Raw genomic sequence first — 16566 nt, 5'->3', positions numbered from 1 at the left:
CCTCTCAAAACCATAATATCGATACGGGACGACGAAACGAGCAAATGGAGAACGATGCGCCCTCGATCGGCATCCTCGGCCTCGAAACGCACGGAACGAACTACGCCGAGGTACTGACCGCATTGGACTGCCCTCCCGTCTGTGGCGCGGATGCTGATCCGACCGCTCGTCGCGAGTTCCGGGAGCGATTCGGTGCCACGACCTACGAGAACCTTTCTGACCTCCTCGAAGCCGATCTCGACGCCGTCATCGTTTGTACTCCCACGAAGTTCCACGAACCGACGGCGACGGCCGCGTTGGAACACGGACTCGACGTCTTTCTGGAGACCCCGCTCAGCCACGACTTGGAATCCGCGGAGAACATCGCCGCGGTCGCCAAGGAAACCGATAACATCTGTATGGTCGGCTTCTACGAGCGGTTTCGGAACATCTGTGACGTCACGAAATCGTACATCGAGGAGGGATACTTCGGGGAGATAATTCACATCCACGGGAAGTTCGTCAGACGGCGCGGCGTTCCGGGCCGAGGGACGTGGTACACCTCGAAGGACATCGCGGGCGGCGGTGCCCTCATGGACATCGGTGGCCATCTCCTCGACCTCCTGTTGTACTTCCTGGAGTGGCCCGAACTCTCCGATATCATGGCGACGTCCCGGTCGGATTTCGGCCACCACAAGGACTATTCGTACATCTACATGTGGGGGGACGACGGGGACGCGAAGATGTACGACGTCGAGGATTCGGTGACCGCGTTCTGTCAGTTCGATACGGATACGACCGCGACGATCGAAGTCGCGTGGGCGACGAACACCGAATCCGAACACTCCTACACCATTCGTGGGACCGAAGCGGGTGCCTTCCTGGATCTCACGGACACGTTGCCCGAGGTCGAACCGGTACCGGATCGGCGGAACCATCTCGAACTGTACGAAGCGCGAAGCAATGGCACCGACCACTTCGTGAACTCGGAAGTCGTCGCCCCATCGAACTACGCCTATCACGACGAGTTACGCATGTTTATCGACGCCGTGAGATCCGGCGACCGACCGGAGGCGAACAATATTCACCAGGGTCTCGCAGTCCAACGCATTATCGACGAAATCTATCGGGCCGGTACCGACGACTGAGTATCCTTCCCGACGGCTGTTTGCTCGTCGATTACTCCCGGTCTCGCCCTCGAGAACGAGGGATAGAACCGAATTGCTGACCATGATCGGTAAGATGGATACCTTCTCGGAGTGTATTGACACATGTTACCTATTTACGCATGTGAGTGACTACAATTGATTTTTGTGCTACCGGAACGGGTTTTATCCACCCGCCGAATGGTACAGGTGCACTCTCACCACTTGCCAGGGCGCTTTCCCAAAGTCAGCTATGCGACGCTGCCGCACTTGGTTGGTGGTGAGGGTTTTGCGGTAAAATCGTTCTTCGAGGGGTGAATACCGGTGGTACGACAACCGGCGGTGAAACTGTAAGTGAAAGGGAGAGGTCTATTTCCGGGAGACACCCATGTGGTCACGGGTAATCGACTAGAAACCAGTCAGGAAGTGGTTCGAAGCGGTTGAAACGGTCAGGAACCGGTCGAAGCGACCGAACCGACCGAGGAATCTCGTTCTCTATTTCCAATGCACAATGTTCGGCACTGTTGGACAAAAATACCCAATTAATTTCTTAGTAGTGGCTCCTGTCTACCGACTCGTCAAGGGCAGTAGACACAATAACTCCTTGCGATGTCAGGGTAACTGTTCTTGTGGGAGGAGTGATCCAGATGGACACAACAGAATCCGGGATGGGATCGTCGAAGAAAAACGCGACTCGCTTCTTGAGCACCCGAATTCTCACCGCGATTGCGGAGCGAGACGACCGATCGATAGACGACCTTCGCCCGCTGTACGAGGTGATCGATCCGGACGCACTCGACGCGCTCTTTGCACCGCGAGTGGACGGATCACTACGGGAGGGTGGTTACGTCTCGTTTCCGTATGCGGGATACGTGGTAACCGTATCAAGTGACGGTGTCGTCGAGATCGATCCCGAGGGCGATCAGTCCGACGGTTGAGTGCCGTAATCGGTGGTTCTCGAACTCCACGATCACCGCTCTATCTTCCGTCAGTACCCCACTCGAAGGTAGATCGAGCCGAGGGTCAGGGTCGTCATCGATACGATTATCCAAACTATTATATCGGTTCTCGCTCTTCGATTCCTCCACCGAACGGTGCTACGATATCACATATCACCATGACTCATCAACCCGATCACGGTCACGATTCCGATACCGAGGAGTTCGCAACCCAATTCCGTCGTAATGGCCCTTTCTTTCGTGATCTCGTCGAACATTCACTCGATGGGTTCCTTACGTTCGATCCTGGTGGTACCATCGTATTCTCGAATCACGCGGCCGAACGTCTGTTCGGATGGACCGAGGACGAACTCGTCGGTGAACCGGTCACCCGACTGTTTCCAAAACGGTTCCGTGATTCCTATCTGGAGTCACTTCACCGACACGCTCGCGACGGTTCGGGCGCGCTCGATCACGAGTACGTCGAACGAATCGGGCTTCGGAAGGATGGTTCCGAGTTCCCCCTCGCGTTCTCGTTCTACGAACACGAACACGATGGACGACGACTCTTCACGGCGATCATCCGTGATATTTCGGAGCGAAAGCAACGGGAACGGGAACTGGAGAACACCAAGGAGAAGTACGAGCGACTCGTCGAAGCGGCCCCGGACGCGATTTTCATTGCGGACACGGAAACCGGGACGATCGAAGACGCGAATCGAGCGGCGGCGACGCTCATGGGGAAGTCACAGGACGAACTCTGCGGGATGCATCTGGCGGACCTGCACCCAACAAAACAGCCGGAGCAGTATGCGACACGACTTCACGAGTACTCCGAGAACGGCGGCGATAACGGGGACGCGACGGGCACCAGCGGACACGAACGGACCCGGCATATCGTCCGCGATGATGGAACCCACATTCCGGTCGAGGTCAGTACGGGCGTCACCGACCTCGCCGACAAAACGGTCGTCCAGGGAATCTTCAGGGACGTCTCCGGCCGACAGGAGCGTAAAGAAGAGCTTCGACGGGAACGGGATCTCACCGAACGAATTCTCGAAACGAGCCCGATCGCGATCGGCGTTTTCACACCGGACAGACGGCTCGTTCGGGCGAACGAACAGGTCGCCGCTATTCTCGGCGAGCCAATCGAACAGTTGTTGTCCCGTCCGTCACTGGACGATTTCACTCTGTACGATTCCGAGAACCGACCGATCGATCCTCGAGACGCGATTATGGCAGAAGTCATCGAAACCGGCTCCGCAGCGTACGATTACGAAGCGATTCTCGAACGAGCGGATGGCGAGCGACTGTGGGTTTCGTTGAGCGCCGCTCCACTCCGGTCCCCCGATGGTGAACTCGAATATCTCGTCCTGGTCGGGGAAGACATCTCCGAACGGAAGGAACGTGAAGCGGCTCTCGAACGCCACCGTGATCGCCTCGACACGCTCAATCGGATCAACCGCCTCATCCGTGAGATCAATCAGACACTCGTTCGAACGACGACGCGGGAGGAAATCGAGACCAGCGTCTGTGAACGACTCGCCGCGTCCGACCTCTATCAGGACGCATTTATCGGCGAACGTTCGTTGCCAAATGGCGGCATCGAGCCTCGAACGGGGGCAAACCTCGATGCGAACTATTTCGATCTCCTTGCCGAGACGGATACGGTCGAAACGAGTACCGGCGGTGCTGCCGAAGCGATCAGTACACAGGAACCCCAACTGATCACGTCGATCCAGTCCGACCCTCTCTTCCCCGATTCGTTGCGGGACGAAGCGCTATCCCGGGGATATCGTTCCGTGCTTTGTATCCCGCTCGTTTATCGGGAGACGACGTACGGCGTGTTGGTTCTCCATTCGTCTCGTTCCGACGCATTCAGTGAACGGGAACGAGCCGTTTTCCAAGAACTGGGCAAGACGATCGGCCACGCGATTCATGCCGCGGAGAGTAAGAAGCTACTCCACACGGATAGCCGCTATGAACTCACGTTCGATCTCACCGAGACGACCGCGTTCTTCGTCACTGCATCCGCCGACTTGCAGTGCTCTATCACGCTCGAAGACCTCGTGCCTTCGACGGACAGGGAACTACTCTACTATATCACGTTGGAGAATGCACCAGCCGATGCGTTTCTCGAAATGACGCGTCGGCAATCGATCGTCAAAAAGGCCCGCTGTATCAGGGAGGAACCGGAACAAAGCCTCCTTGAAATCGTGTTCGTTGGAGCATCGACCTCCCCACAGGTTCTCATCGAACGGGGTGCCCGTATCAAACACGCAAAGGTTATCGAAGGGAGTGGATCGATCGTTGCTGAAGCCCCGGCCGATGCCGATATCCGTGTACTCACTGACGCCGTGCAGTCGATCTATCCAAATGCTCGGTTGACGACGAAACGGGAGGTCAAACGGTCCCTCTCTTCCTTCGGTAGACGCCAGATGCACCTCACGGACCAGTTGACTGACCGCCAACAGGCCGCCTTGACCGCGGCATACAATGCCGGTTTTTTCGAGTGGCCACGTGAGAGCACCGGTGAAGCGGTCGCAGATTCGCTCGCCGTATCGGCACCCACGTTCCACCAGCATCTCAGAGCGAGCGAACGAAAACTGTTGCAGGTGCTCTTCGAAGGGACGGAAACGATGGAGTAGCACGTGATTCCTAACTGTTTAGGGATCCCGTTTTTTGGGAGGGATACTCAATCACTGCTCATGAGTACGCATCAATCGACCAACTCAGACCGACTCACAAAAGCTCAGGTCGTCGGCCTGTTGCAGCATCGACATCGTCGTGCTGTCATTGCCTTCCTCAAGCGAGAGCAGACCGGCCGTGCCCGCTTCGATGACCTCGTCGAATACGTTCTCTCCACGAGTCAACGGGAGGAATCGTCGGTCGATCAGCGTCAACGGGTCAAAATCGGGTTACTTCACAACCACCTACCGAGATTGGCGGATGCTGGTTTGCTCGAATACGACCAACGGAGTGAAACGGTACGGTATTGGGGTGATTCTCGATTCGAACCCTTCCTCGAAACCGTTTCCAGCGACGAATTCTCGCGGTAGCCCTTCTTCCACAGTCCCGTCTCAACTCATTCTCCACTGGTCACAACGCACGATAGCGGTACTGAAAAAGGCCGAAATCACCGACTATCCGAATTCGGAGTCCGAAACTCCCGCGATCAGGCTCCTGCTTCGTGCGATCCGCGTCGGCCGCCGGAGTATGCCGACCACCACAGAATTATCGCCGCGATGACGAGGGCGACGAGGTCGAACAGGGAAACGACGAGGTGAATCGCAACGAGCGCTTGCGATGGGTTCGGGACACCCGTGAGGACACCCAGATAGGCTTCCAGCGGAAGTACTGCCGTGGCGGCGGTGAGGCTCCACCGTGTGATGGTGAATTCCTTGACGCGCCACCACGCGAGTCCCGTCGCGACGAGCATCAGCACTCCGGTAACGAACGCCGTCGCCCGGTGGAACCATTCGGCGAGAATCTGTCCATGAGTGTACGTTTGGGAGAGCGATCCGGGGGAGTGAAGCAGGGGTATGTAACTCCCTGCGCACTTCGGAAACCCGCCGCCACAGGCCATCCATCCTCGAAGCGCTACGGAGTACGTCGCTGCACCCATCAGAATGAACATCCCGATCAGCGAGATGGTAACGAGGTATCGGAGTACGGTTCGTTCGGTCGTCGCCCGGCCGTCATCGCCGAACGACTCCCCTGTCGTGTCCGATCCGCTGTCTGTCATGGCTTACCGGGTAATTCGATTCTTCTTCGTATAACTCCCTCGAAACATCGGCGTCGGACTCTCATAACCATGTTCATAATTTCTCCCGGCGGTGACTAGTATCATCCCTTTTGCGGCCTGTACGAGCATCTTCGACGGTATCGTGGACCCTGCTCGATGCACGACCATGTGTCCCTGTGACGTGTGGAAAATGCCGATCTCATCGCGTCAGTGATTCCGTGATGAACGATCGCTACCGAGTAGATATCCCCCAAACGTCGGAACCCAGAGGAGAAGCGGATACGCAACCCATCGTTCGATACCGCCGGAGCCAAGCGCTGCCAACGGGCTAGGTTCCCGGAGGACGAGACCGTAGAAGAAGACGCTCACGAGGACCAGTAAGGACACCCCACCGAACAGGACGCAGAGATATGCGAACGGACGAGCGACGACCCGCGAGGAGAGAACGACGGTGATTCCTCCGCTGAAGAACGTGAGGAGTGCGAAGAGGCCGTGCCAAGGTGTGATGTTCCCGGGAAACACTCCAACGCCGAAAACCCCGATTCCGAACACTGCCAGGGGGACGGTGAGAATGCGACGGCCCCACGCTCGATGAATGAAGTAGGTCGCTATCAGAAGGAGGGCTCCGGTCATCAACATCGTCCCGTTGAAAATGGTCGCGGATGGTTGCTGTATAATCGGATTCGGTGGTTGGGTAGACCCGAGGTCGCTGATGTCCTGTCGGGTCGAATATCCCGGATAGAGAACTTCCCCGGTGATGATTCCCATAAATGCGATTCCACCGGCGAGGATCATACAGACTCCTGCGACTGACGCGTTTACGCCTCCGACTGTAGACGCACCATCCCGACCTCCGGCGTCGTTCATGACACCGAATGCAACGATCAACCTGTTAAAATAGATACGTGATTACTTCTGTCGCATCTCTCCCCTAATAATGGGATTTGCACGACGATTCCCAACCGTGAACGTATTTCGACGACGTTCCGCGCCTCGGTCACTGACGACGGGAGTACGACAATGGGGTCGTGGTCGAGGCCCGCAGCGTCGTCCGCTCCACCGGTGCCGTCCGTCTCACCGTTCGTCGTTCGCCCGTGCCATCCGTCGCGCCGCTTCGACGAGGACGCCGAGCGACTGTTGAACATCATCGTCGCGTAGGGCCGCGAGCAGGCCGAACGGGCCGAGTTTCTTCGGCTTCGTCTCGTCCGTGAACGCGCTCAACCCGGCGTCGAGCGAGTTCACGACCTCGGGTTGGGCGGCCGTCTCGGTCAGCGCGACCAAGCCCTCCATGTTCCGACCCAGTTCGTACATGTCCGGCGTCTCGCGCTCCCGACGGGCGTCAGTGAACCCCTCGACGGCCATCCGGAGATCCGCGATCGGTTCGCGGTTGTTCCGAGCGACGTTCGTGAGTTCGGGAACGAGGTCGTTGGCCAGTCCACGCGTTACGTCGAGCAGTTCGAGGAGTTCGACCAGTGCGTCGGCGTTTTCGCCGAACCGTTCGAGGAGGACGATGGTTTCTTCCTTCTCGAAAGCCGTTCGCAATCGCTCGACTGTCTCACGGTTCTCGCGAACGACCGTGACGAGTTCGGGAGCGAGGTCCTCGGTCAGACCGACGCTGACTTCGAGAACATCCAGCAGTTCGACCAACCGTTCCGAGTTGTTTCCGACCTTCTGGAGCAGGACGAGTGTCTCCTCGCGCTCGAACGCCATTCGAAGCTCACGGAGGGGTTCGCGGTTGTCGCGAGCGACGTCAGTGAGTTCAGGGACGAGTTCCTCCGCGAGGCCCTGCGTCGCGTCGAGGGCGTCGAGCAACGCGATGAGGTCCTCGGCGTTGTCGTCGATTTTGTCCACGAGTGCGTCGAGGTCCTCCGAGTCGCGTTCGATGACCGCCTCCTGTGTTTGTGTATCACTCATTCGTGATCACCTACGGGAGCGGGTCGTAGCCGTGCAACCAGAGGTTCCAGTACACCGACGGCAGCACGTTGACGTCCAAAATCCAGTTCATCTTGCTCTCGACCGGCGCGGAGATGCTCTCCTCATAGTCGAACTCCGCCATCATCGCCTTCCCTTTCCGCGTAAGGAGCGGACAGGCGGCGTATCCGGAGTACTCCGTTCGTGGCGCGCGCCCCTCGATGAGCGCTTCGATGTTGTCAGCGGCGACGTGCGCTTCTTTGCGGGCGGCGGCCGCGGTCTTCGAGTGCGGCGCGTTCTCACAGTCACCCAATGCGAACACGTCGTCGTACTCCGTGTGCTGCAGTGTGCGCTCGTCTATCGTCACGTACTCTCCGCTCTCGCTGCCCTCGGTCAGGGGGGAGCCTTCGGTGATTGCCGTCTGGCCGTACTGCGGTGTCACCGGTGCGAGGAGGTCGTATTCGATCACCCGGCCGTCCGCGCTACGGACGACCCGTTCGTCGGGGTCGATTTCCTCGACGGAGAAGTTCGCTTCGAACTGTATGTCACGGTCGTCCCACAACTCGTAGAGTTTGTCCCGGTAGGGTTGGACACCGAAGTGGTGGTCTGCGTTCCGGGTCATGATGAACTCCGTCTCCTCGCGGATTCCCTTGCGCCGAGCGAAATCCTCGGCGAGCATCGTCATCTTCAGCGGTGCACCGGGACACTTGATGGGCGTATCGGGTTGGGTGACCACGAACGTTCCCCCGTCGAAATCCTCGAACGCCTCCCGCATCGCCATCGCCGCTTCGTAGTGATAGAATGGGTAGACAGAATCGGTTTCCTCCCATCCTTCGAGTAGCCCGGGAATCGCTTCGGGCGCGAGGCGGTGGCCGGTGGCGACGACGAGGTAATCGTACTCGAAATCGCCCTCGGAACATTCGACGACCTTCTCGTCGGGATCGACGCCGGTTACCTCGTCCTGTACGAACTTCATGCCGTTCTCGAAGAGTTCGCGGATGTCTCGACTCTGCTCTTCGGCCTCGAGATAGCCGAAGGGAATGAGATAGAACGACGGCTGATACATGTGCTTCGTGCTCTTGTCGATCACCGTGATATCGGCGTCGGTACCCAACTTCCGTCGAAGGATGTTCGCCGTCATGGCACCACCCGTTCCCGCACCGAGAACGACTATTTTTACCATACCTACTCGATACGTGTGGTCCGACGCCAATCAAGCTGAAGATAGAAGCAATATTGTTGTGCAATACTCACAATATCGATGAATGGCGGAAATTTTTGTATCTTGAAGATCCGGCGGGTTAAAGCCGCTTGAAACGGAATCGGGCTCACTCGGTCTCGATCGGTGCGTCCACGAGGTTTCCCCATTCACTCCACGATCCGTCGTAGTTACGCACGGTCTCGTAGCCGAGCAGTTCCGAGAGGACGAACCACGACAGGGCGGAGCGCTCGCCCACGTGACAGTAGACGATAACATCGTCGTCCTGTGCGATCCCTTCCCCCTCGTAGATGGTCCTGAGTTCGTCGCGACGCTTGAACCTGCCGTCGTCATCGAGAACGTCGAACCAAGGGACGTTGACGGAATCGGGAATGTGCCCGCCCACCATCGTCATCGGCATCCCCTCGCCGTTCGGCGGTGCCCGGACGTCGCCGACGAACTCCTCGGAACTCCGGACGTCGAGCAACGTCACGTCCTCCGTGAGCGCCCGTTCGACGTCGTCGCGAGTCGCCCGTAGGTGGTCGAACGGTCCACTCGCGTCGTACTCACGTTCAGTGACCGATGGTACCTCGGTCGTGGTGGGGTAGCCCGCTTCGATCCAGTAGTCACGGCCCCCATCGAGGAGGTAGAGGTCGTCGTGGCCGTAGAATTTGAACAGCCAGTAGGCGTAGGCGGCGAACCAGTTCGACTCGCCCCCGTAGAGGACGACGGTGCTATCCTCGGTGATACCGTGCCGTCCCAGCACCGCCTCGAATGTTCCCTTTTCCGGAACGCCACGGCCGTTTTCTCCCGTCAGATGCATTTGCCAGTCGAGCTTGATCGCCCCGGGAATATGCCCGTCCTCGTAGGTGTCGCTCGTGTCCACCTCGATCAGGAGGAGCGACGGGTCGTCGTTTCGAACCTCGTCCAACCGTTCGTCGAGCCACTCCGCCTCGACGAGGACGTCCGTTGCGTAGTCGCCCCGGTCCGCCCCGTCCAACGCCAGTCCGTAACAGGTCTGACGGGCGTCACGGAGCGCTGGTGTCGATTCGAGTAAGTCCGCATCGTCGAGCTGTTTGATACCGTAGCGCGTCGTTCGCGCCGATAACATCGTCTCCTCGATGATCGCTTTCTGTGTCATTCGACCGTTCTGGTCGAGTATCTTATAGATGAACTTGGAGCTAGGAGGAAGACCATCGAGTTTCTCACGCACCGAATCCGGATTGGACATTAAATCACTAATTCGTCGTAGCGACTCCAACGTAATGTGATTGCCGGTTCGAAGCGGGTAGTCGAGATAATAGTACACAATACTGCCGAGGTTTTTCATCCCTCGCCGCGAACGCTCTCCGAGAGAGTTGAACGGGCCATAATGGGGCAATAATGTGGTCTTATCGTCCCAATCATCCGATATCGGATCGATGTCCCGGCAATAAATCTGACCTGACGAACCCTTATTATTGCATGGAAGATACAATTCAATGCAATGGTTCAGGAAATTACGGTGGAGCAGTTGCGAGATAAGATCGATGCGAACGACGACGTCACCCTGTTCGATACGCGAAACCCGGACGATTACGCCGACTGGCACATCGCGCACGCCGAGAACGTCGAGTTCTCGGGTGCGAACGACGAACTGGTCGGCGATTTCGACGCCCACCGCGAGGAACTCGCTCCCGACGACGAGGTAATCACCATCTGTGCGACCGGCAAGTCTGCCGGGCAGTTCGCCGAGTGGCTCGAAGCGGACGGGTTCGAGAACGTACTGACGGTCGAAGGTGGCATGGAATCGTGGAGCATGCTCTACGACGTCGTCCCCATCGCAACGCGGAACGATGACGTGGAAATCCTCCAGTTACAGCGCCGCTCGAAGGGATGTCTCGGCTACGTCGTCGGCGACAAGCGGACCGGCGAGGCCGCCGCAATCGACGTGACTCGTGCCACAGGGACGTTCATGAACGCCGCCGCGGAGCGAGGCTTCGAAATCACGCACGTCTTCGATACCCACATCCACGCCGACCACATCTCCGGCGGCCGCCGACTCGCCGACGAACTCGACGTTCCGTACCACCTCGGTTCACCCGCTGCGACGCGCGACCCCGAGTACGATTTCGACGGTGTCGACCCGAACGACACGGTGGATATCGGCGATGTCGATATCAAGGCCGTCCACACGCCCGGTCACACGACGGGTATGACTTCGTGGTTGATCGACGACGAGGCGCTGTTGACAGGCGACACCCTGTTCGTCGAGTCCATCGGCCGCACCGAACTCCAGTTCGCCGACGCCGACGCACGCGACGGCGCACGCGTCCAGTACGCGACGCTCCAGAAGGTCATCCTGTCCCTTCCCGACCACGTGAAGATTCTCCCGGGGCACTTCTCGGTCACCGACGACGGCAAGTACGTCGACGTCACGCCCGGCGTGCCGATGGTCACGACGGTTGGCTCCGTCCGGCGTACCAACGAGATCGTGCAGTTAGCGGAGGACGAGTTCGTCGAGCACATGTTCGAGAACCTCCCGTCGAAACCGCCGAACTACGAGACCGTGATCGCCACGAATCAGGGGAGCTACGTACCGGAAAGCATCGACGAGGAGAACGAACTCGAACTCGGACCGAACCGCTGTGCGGCGACCGAAGACAGCGTCGTTGCCGACGATTAGACAGCACCGTTCTCTCTCGGTACCTGCCCCTCTGGACGATTTCCGAGGTGTGATGGCGATATAACGGCGCTACAACTCCGGATGATATCCGGTCAGTCCGACGCTCCTCGATCGTCGATGATCGCCTCCACGGTCCCCTCCTCGCGAATCTCTCCGAGTGTCTCGTCTAAGGACGCGGCCTCGAACGTTTCCAAGACTTGCTCGTTTACGCCAGCCAAGCGGAGTTCTATCCCACGCGGTTCGAGGGTGCGATGCAGGTCTTCGAACATCTCTACGGACGCGAGGTCGACCATCGGTGAAGTGGAGAGGTCGAAGACGATGAGGTCGACCGGCGATTGTCGCTCCTCGATCCTCTCCAGTAGATCGTCCAGAACGCTGTTCGTGTTCGCGTAGAACAATCCGGCGTCCACACGATACACGAGCACGCCCGGTTCTTCGACCGCTTCCGGGTGTTGCTCTCTGCTGACGAAGTGGTCGGTGTCAGGAATCCGGGCGAGCACCTCCTTCTTGGGGTTGCTCGCCCGCGAGATGGCAATCGTGAGCGAGAGGAAGACGCCGATGAACACCCCCCAGAGCATTCCGAGGGCGAGCACGCCGAGCAGCGCCGCCGCCGCGATGAAGAACTCGTTTCGGCTGATGGTGTGTAGTCGTTGCATGCCATCGACGTCGACGATGCCGATGACGGCGACGATGACGACCGCACCGAGCGTCGCATCCGGAAGCGTCCTGAACAACCCGGTCAGAAACAGGAGGACGACGACGAGGACGCCGACGATCACCGCGCTGACGATCTGTGATTTCCCGTTCATGGAATCGTTGAGCGCGCTTCGGGACATGCTCCCCCCGACGACGAAGCCACCGAACAGTCCCGAGGCGACGTTCGCAGCGCCGTCCGCGAGAAGTTCTTGGTCGGGGTCCGCCCGGTAATCGTTCCGACGTGCAAACGTTTGAACGGCCCCGATGCCTTGCACGTACGAGAGGATGAAGAGGGCGATGGCCACGGGAACGAGCGATTCGATAACCCCGACCGACGGTACCGACGGAACCGTCACCGGGGGGAGGCCACTCTGAATTTGTCCGACTACCGTGACCCCTCGCGCTTGGAGATCGAGTGTCGACGACACGACGATGGAAAGCAGGACGACGAGGAGCGCGGTCGGTGCACGCGGGAGGAAGCGTTTCCCGAGGAGCAACAGGGCGATGGAAACGAGTCCAACCGCGACCGTCGTGGACTGTGCCTCGGTCAAGTGAGTGGCGATGAACCAGACGCGCTGGAAGAAGGTGCCCGACGACCCCGAGATGCCGAGGAGTTTCCCGAGCTGCGTGGAAATGATATAGAGCCCGGCACCGGACGCGAAACCGGTGAGCACCGATCCGGAAATGAAGTTCACGAGGTAACCGAGTCGGAACACCCAAGCGACGACACAGATGATGCCGACGATGATCGTCGTGATGGTGACGAGGGAGGCATATTCCATCCCACGTCCGGTTGCGATCGGTCCCACCTCCGTGAGGAGCAGGATGGCAAGCGGCGACGTCGGTCCGACGATCACTTGCCGGGACGAGGCGAAGAACACGTACGCGAGGGCACCCATCAGGGCGGCATACAGTCCCGTCTGCGGGGGTAGTCCAGCGAGCGAGGCGTACGCCAATCCACCGGGGATGACCGCGGCCGAAACCGTGAGTCCCGACACGATGTCGATCCGTAACCACGATCGGTCGTACTTCGGAAGCCATTCCGTCACCGGAAGTTCCGACTTGAGATCCTCTCTAACTCGTCGTGAAAGACTGTTGCTGGCCATCGATTTCCCCCCGATGTTGGAACCCATCAGTGTACGCTGTCCGAGGGCAAAAGTGTTGTGAGGGAAACAAATTTGGGATTGGGGAAGTTCAGGTTCGATAAGCTGTCGGATGTATGGGTATGCGAGCATCGTGAGTTCACCTCCTCGAACCATCTCCCCCGAGAGACGCCGTACTAGCGGTAATACCAATATTCCAGTGGGACGGGGAAACGAGAACCCCTGATACATCAGATATTTTTATAGAATATTTATCATGTCTTGTGGTGTATTCTTGTTCGATCATGCAAATTGACTGGAGAGCTGTCATCACCGGTTTCTTGACCGCGTTCATTCTCGGACTACTCGCTGCCTGGTTCGTCCCGATTACGGCGATGTCGGGACTCGTCCACGCACTACCTGGCCTCATCGGCGGGTTCGTCGCCGGTTACATGGTCGTCGGGACCGAACGCGGTGCCGTCCACGGTGGACTTGCCACCGTCATCGGCGGGGTCGTTCTCCTCGTCGTGTGGGCAGTGCTCGGCGCGCTGTTCTCCGGTCTCTTCCCGGCGTTCACGGGCCTCGCACTCGGCCTATTCATCCTGCTCATCCAGGCGATTCCCGGTGCCATCGCTGGTGCCATCGGTGGATGGGCGAAAGGTCGCAGCACCGAGACACGGGAAACCGTCGGGACCGCCCGCTGACGGACGACGGCTGGTCGCCATCTTACGGCGACAACGTGTCGTTCGTTGGGAGTAATCGAGTTTTGTATCGACAGGGGTTGCATGCTGCAACCTCTACGTAGCTCGAGTAACGCTGTAACCTCGACACAGCTTGAGTAACTTCTACGTAGCTCGATTACGAGGGGCTCGGAGTCTGAACACGGGACAGATACGCCGTGAGATCCGTCGTGGAAATCATTCCGATAACCCCTTCGGTTTCATCCACCACGGGCATGTGGTGAATTCCGTGTGTAATCATACGATCGGAGACATCGCGGATCGAGTCCTGTGCCGTCGCAGTCATGACATCGGTCGACATGTACTCGGATACCGGCGTTTCGTCCTTGGGTTGTCGTTCGGCAACGATTCGAACGAAGTCGGTGGTCGTCAGAATTCCCAGCAGATGGTTCTCGTCATCGGTGACGATTACCGAACCGATCCCGCTCTCGATCATCTCTCGTGCTGCCTCTTCGACGAGCGTATCGGGTGATGCGGTGTGGAGGGTCGTCGTCATTAGCTGACCGACGAAAATATCGTCCATACACGTAGTCTTTTTTGAATATTGATAAAAGTTGTCGCTACTCACGCTCCTTGCCGACTTTCTCCCCTTCGCCAGTCACGCGACACCGTTCGAAGGCGAACCTCGTTCGAGGATACCCCGATCCAGCCAAAGACATATACGGGATAGCAGTGCATTACTGTTAATGGTTAGCAAACCGGTCTATCTCGGAGCGTCACTCACCGCAGTGATCAGTACGCTCGCGGGGATTCTCGGTGGCAGTGGCGCGCTCGCCCCGTGGGGGATCGTCGGTGGACTCGTCGCGGGATGGACCGCAGAAACGGTCTCGGACGGGCTATACGACGGTGCGCTCGCCGGACTCTTCGGTGCCGTCGCGACCGTGATACTCATGGGTGTCTTCAGCGCGGTAAGTGCCGCGCTTACTGCCGCGAACGTCGGTATCGCTGGCTTCGTTGGTGCATACACGTCCACCGTCATCGCCGTGATGATCGTTCCTACGTTTGCGGTCGAAGGGATCATCATCGGTCCACTCACCCGGTACGCGAAAACCACGCTCCAGCGACGGCCCCCAAACGGTAGCGGCAAGGTGGAGGAAACGTGATCGCGGAGATCGGTTGATCGTCGTTTGCGGGCGATTTTTCGGACGGTGGTCGTCCAACCGAGCGCTCTCGGACGTCGCATCGCATCTCGGCATGTGAACGCGTTCGCCATCCGGTCGACGAGAATCACGCTGGAAGCGACCGCCCGAACCGTTTATGCCTATGTCGATTGATTGATACTCCGCGATGCCATACTTCGAGACCCACGATGGCGTGCCGATCTACTACGAGGATCAGGGACAGGGGGAGACGATTCTACTCGTCCACGGCTGGATGATGAATGCCGAGTACTGGTGGCAGAAGAACTTCGATGCCTTGGCCGACTCCCACCGCGTCGTGGCCCTCGACCTTCGGGGACATGGACGCTCCGGAAAGACTGACGCGGGGCACACCCTCGCACAGTACGCACGGGACATCCGGGAACTGATCGAGACGCTCGAACTCACCGACGTTACCCTCGTAGGATGGTCGATGGGGACGATGGTCATGTTCGAATACTTCGACCAGTTCGGAACCCACCGGCTATCCCGTGCCGTATTCGTGGACCAGAGTCCAAAATTACAGTACGATGACGACTGGCCTCACGGGTCACCCGGTGAGTTCTCGGGTATCGATGGCGTCGATATCACGACGAACCTCACGTACAATCGTCCGTCGGTTGCAAAACCGTTCTTAAAGGCGATGTTCAACGAACCACCGGCGGCGGACACGATCGACGAGATGTACGCCGAGACGACCAAGACTCCGACGAGCGTCGCCATCGATATCTTTCTGGATGTCGTGTATTCCGACTTCCGACCGGTGGTACCCACGATCGACGTGCCGGTCCTGCTTCTCTACGGCGAACGGAACGATATCTTCCCGACGGACGTAGGGGGGTGGCTCGAAGACCACCTCCCCGAGGCGACCCTCGTACGGTTCGAACGGAGCGGACACTGTCCCTTCTGGGAGGAGCCTGAAAAGTTCAATCGGGAGATCACGTCGTTCGTGGAGTGAATCCGTCACGAAGACGATTGCGCCGTGTCCGGATCGATCGTCTTACCGGATCGACTGAGGGTAACTGCTCGTGTGGTCGTTACAGAGTCGGTACCCGTGCCTCAAACGTTCAGACCGGGAATGTGGCACTTTAGGTCGGCCATACTATCGATTCTCACTTTTTGGGAATGCGAAAAAGAACTATGTCCCCTGGAGCAAACGGAATAGATGTGGCGAGCAAGACGGCCACTGGCTTGCTCACTCGACCACCGTCAACACTCTGTGGAACGACAAGGACTGTCGTCGTCGAAAACTGTGGTTGAATCGAGCTTACCCGCGTCGATTCGGCAATCGGAGCACGAAAATTCGCGGTCACCCCGGACCTCCCGGA

The 16566-nt window shown here is 58.5% G+C and carries 15 protein-coding genes; 7 read left to right on the top strand and 8 right to left on the bottom strand.

The annotated features are described in order from the left end of the window. Positions 1 to 44: 44 nt before the first annotated feature. The 3 genes from NKF26_RS14110 (at position 45) to NKF26_RS14100 (ending at position 4710) form a co-directional block, all read left to right on the top strand. Positions 45 to 1127 carry a Gfo/Idh/MocA family protein gene (locus NKF26_RS14110; protein WP_253225721.1) on the top strand — a complete coding sequence of 361 codons (1083 nt, stop codon included), beginning with the start codon at positions 45 to 47 and terminating at the stop codon, positions 1125 to 1127. Between the two features lie 644 nt (positions 1128 to 1771). Then, entirely contained in the window at positions 1772 to 2062 is a 291-nt protein-coding gene (locus tag NKF26_RS14105; RefSeq protein WP_253225720.1) for a HalOD1 output domain-containing protein, read from the top strand. Positions 2063 to 2241: 179 nt separating this feature from the next. After that, the gene (locus tag NKF26_RS14100; RefSeq protein ID WP_253225719.1) at positions 2242 to 4710 is read left to right on the top strand and encodes a PAS domain S-box protein; all 2469 of its coding nucleotides are present in this window, start codon (positions 2242 to 2244) and stop codon (positions 4708 to 4710) included. An 84-nt stretch (positions 4711 to 4794) separates the two neighbouring features. On the opposite strand, the gene NKF26_RS14095 is transcribed toward NKF26_RS14100, so the two are convergent. The 6 genes from NKF26_RS14095 to NKF26_RS14070 all read right to left on the bottom strand — a co-directional run bounded on the left by NKF26_RS14095 (position 4795) and on the right by NKF26_RS14070 (position 10147). Then, positions 4795 to 4965 (bottom strand): hypothetical protein, encoded by a 171-nt coding sequence (locus tag NKF26_RS14095; protein ID WP_253234473.1) that lies wholly within the window; start codon positions 4963 to 4965, stop codon positions 4795 to 4797. Between the two features lie 272 nt (positions 4966 to 5237). After that, positions 5238 to 5807, bottom strand: coding sequence for a hypothetical protein (locus tag NKF26_RS14090; protein WP_253225717.1), 570 nt, complete (start codon positions 5805 to 5807; stop codon positions 5238 to 5240). Positions 5808 to 6014: 207 nt separating this feature from the next. Further along, positions 6015 to 6602 (bottom strand): DUF998 domain-containing protein, encoded by a 588-nt coding sequence (locus NKF26_RS14085; protein WP_256487342.1) that lies wholly within the window; start codon positions 6600 to 6602, stop codon positions 6015 to 6017. 279 nt (positions 6603 to 6881) lie between these two features. After that, on the bottom strand, positions 6882 to 7721 hold the full coding sequence (locus NKF26_RS14080; RefSeq protein ID WP_253234471.1) for a DUF1641 domain-containing protein: 840 nt from the start codon (positions 7719 to 7721) through the stop codon (positions 6882 to 6884). 10 nt (positions 7722 to 7731) lie between these two features. Continuing rightward, positions 7732 to 8901, bottom strand: a complete 1170-nt coding sequence (locus tag NKF26_RS14075) for an NAD(P)/FAD-dependent oxidoreductase (protein WP_253234470.1) — start codon at positions 8899 to 8901, stop codon at positions 7732 to 7734. A 145-nt stretch (positions 8902 to 9046) separates the two neighbouring features. Further along, positions 9047 to 10147: a rhodanese-like domain-containing protein gene (locus NKF26_RS14070; protein ID WP_369682150.1), complete on the bottom strand. Its 1101-nt coding sequence runs from the start codon at positions 10145 to 10147 to the stop codon at positions 9047 to 9049. Between the two features lie 255 nt (positions 10148 to 10402). Between NKF26_RS14070 and NKF26_RS14065 the strand changes: the two genes are divergently transcribed. Then, a complete protein-coding gene (locus tag NKF26_RS14065) occupies positions 10403 to 11581 on the top strand; it encodes a rhodanese-like domain-containing protein (RefSeq protein ID WP_253225712.1) in 1179 nt (392 codons plus the stop codon). Positions 11582 to 11673: 92 nt separating this feature from the next. Here NKF26_RS14065 and NKF26_RS14060 read toward each other — a convergent pair whose 3' ends face one another. After that, the gene (locus NKF26_RS14060) at positions 11674 to 13410 is read right to left on the bottom strand and encodes a SulP family inorganic anion transporter (RefSeq protein ID WP_253225711.1); all 1737 of its coding nucleotides are present in this window, start codon (positions 13408 to 13410) and stop codon (positions 11674 to 11676) included. Between the two features lie 254 nt (positions 13411 to 13664). Here NKF26_RS14060 and NKF26_RS14055 point away from each other — a divergent pair, with 254 nt between their 5' ends. Continuing rightward, positions 13665 to 14063: a DUF5518 domain-containing protein gene (locus tag NKF26_RS14055; protein WP_253225710.1), complete on the top strand. Its 399-nt coding sequence runs from the start codon at positions 13665 to 13667 to the stop codon at positions 14061 to 14063. A gap of 154 nt (positions 14064 to 14217) precedes the next feature. On the opposite strand, the gene NKF26_RS14050 is transcribed toward NKF26_RS14055, so the two are convergent. Then, complete coding sequence (locus NKF26_RS14050; protein ID WP_253225709.1) at positions 14218 to 14622, bottom strand: CBS domain-containing protein; 405 nt, start codon at positions 14620 to 14622, stop codon at positions 14218 to 14220. A gap of 163 nt (positions 14623 to 14785) precedes the next feature. On the opposite strand from NKF26_RS14050, the gene NKF26_RS14045 reads away from it, so the two are divergent. Both NKF26_RS14045 and NKF26_RS14040 read left to right on the top strand, forming a co-directional pair. Further along, on the top strand, positions 14786 to 15202 hold the full coding sequence (locus tag NKF26_RS14045) for a DUF5518 domain-containing protein (protein WP_253225708.1): 417 nt from the start codon (positions 14786 to 14788) through the stop codon (positions 15200 to 15202). Between the two features lie 184 nt (positions 15203 to 15386). Further along, a complete protein-coding gene (locus tag NKF26_RS14040) occupies positions 15387 to 16196 on the top strand; it encodes an alpha/beta fold hydrolase (RefSeq protein ID WP_253225707.1) in 810 nt (269 codons plus the stop codon). The last annotated feature ends 370 nt before the right edge of the window (positions 16197 to 16566 follow it).

Source organism: Haladaptatus sp. AB618 (assembly GCF_024136965.1).
GTDB lineage: Archaea > Halobacteriota > Halobacteria > Halobacteriales > Haladaptataceae > Haladaptatus.
This window is presented reverse-complemented; position numbering and strand designations above follow the sequence as displayed.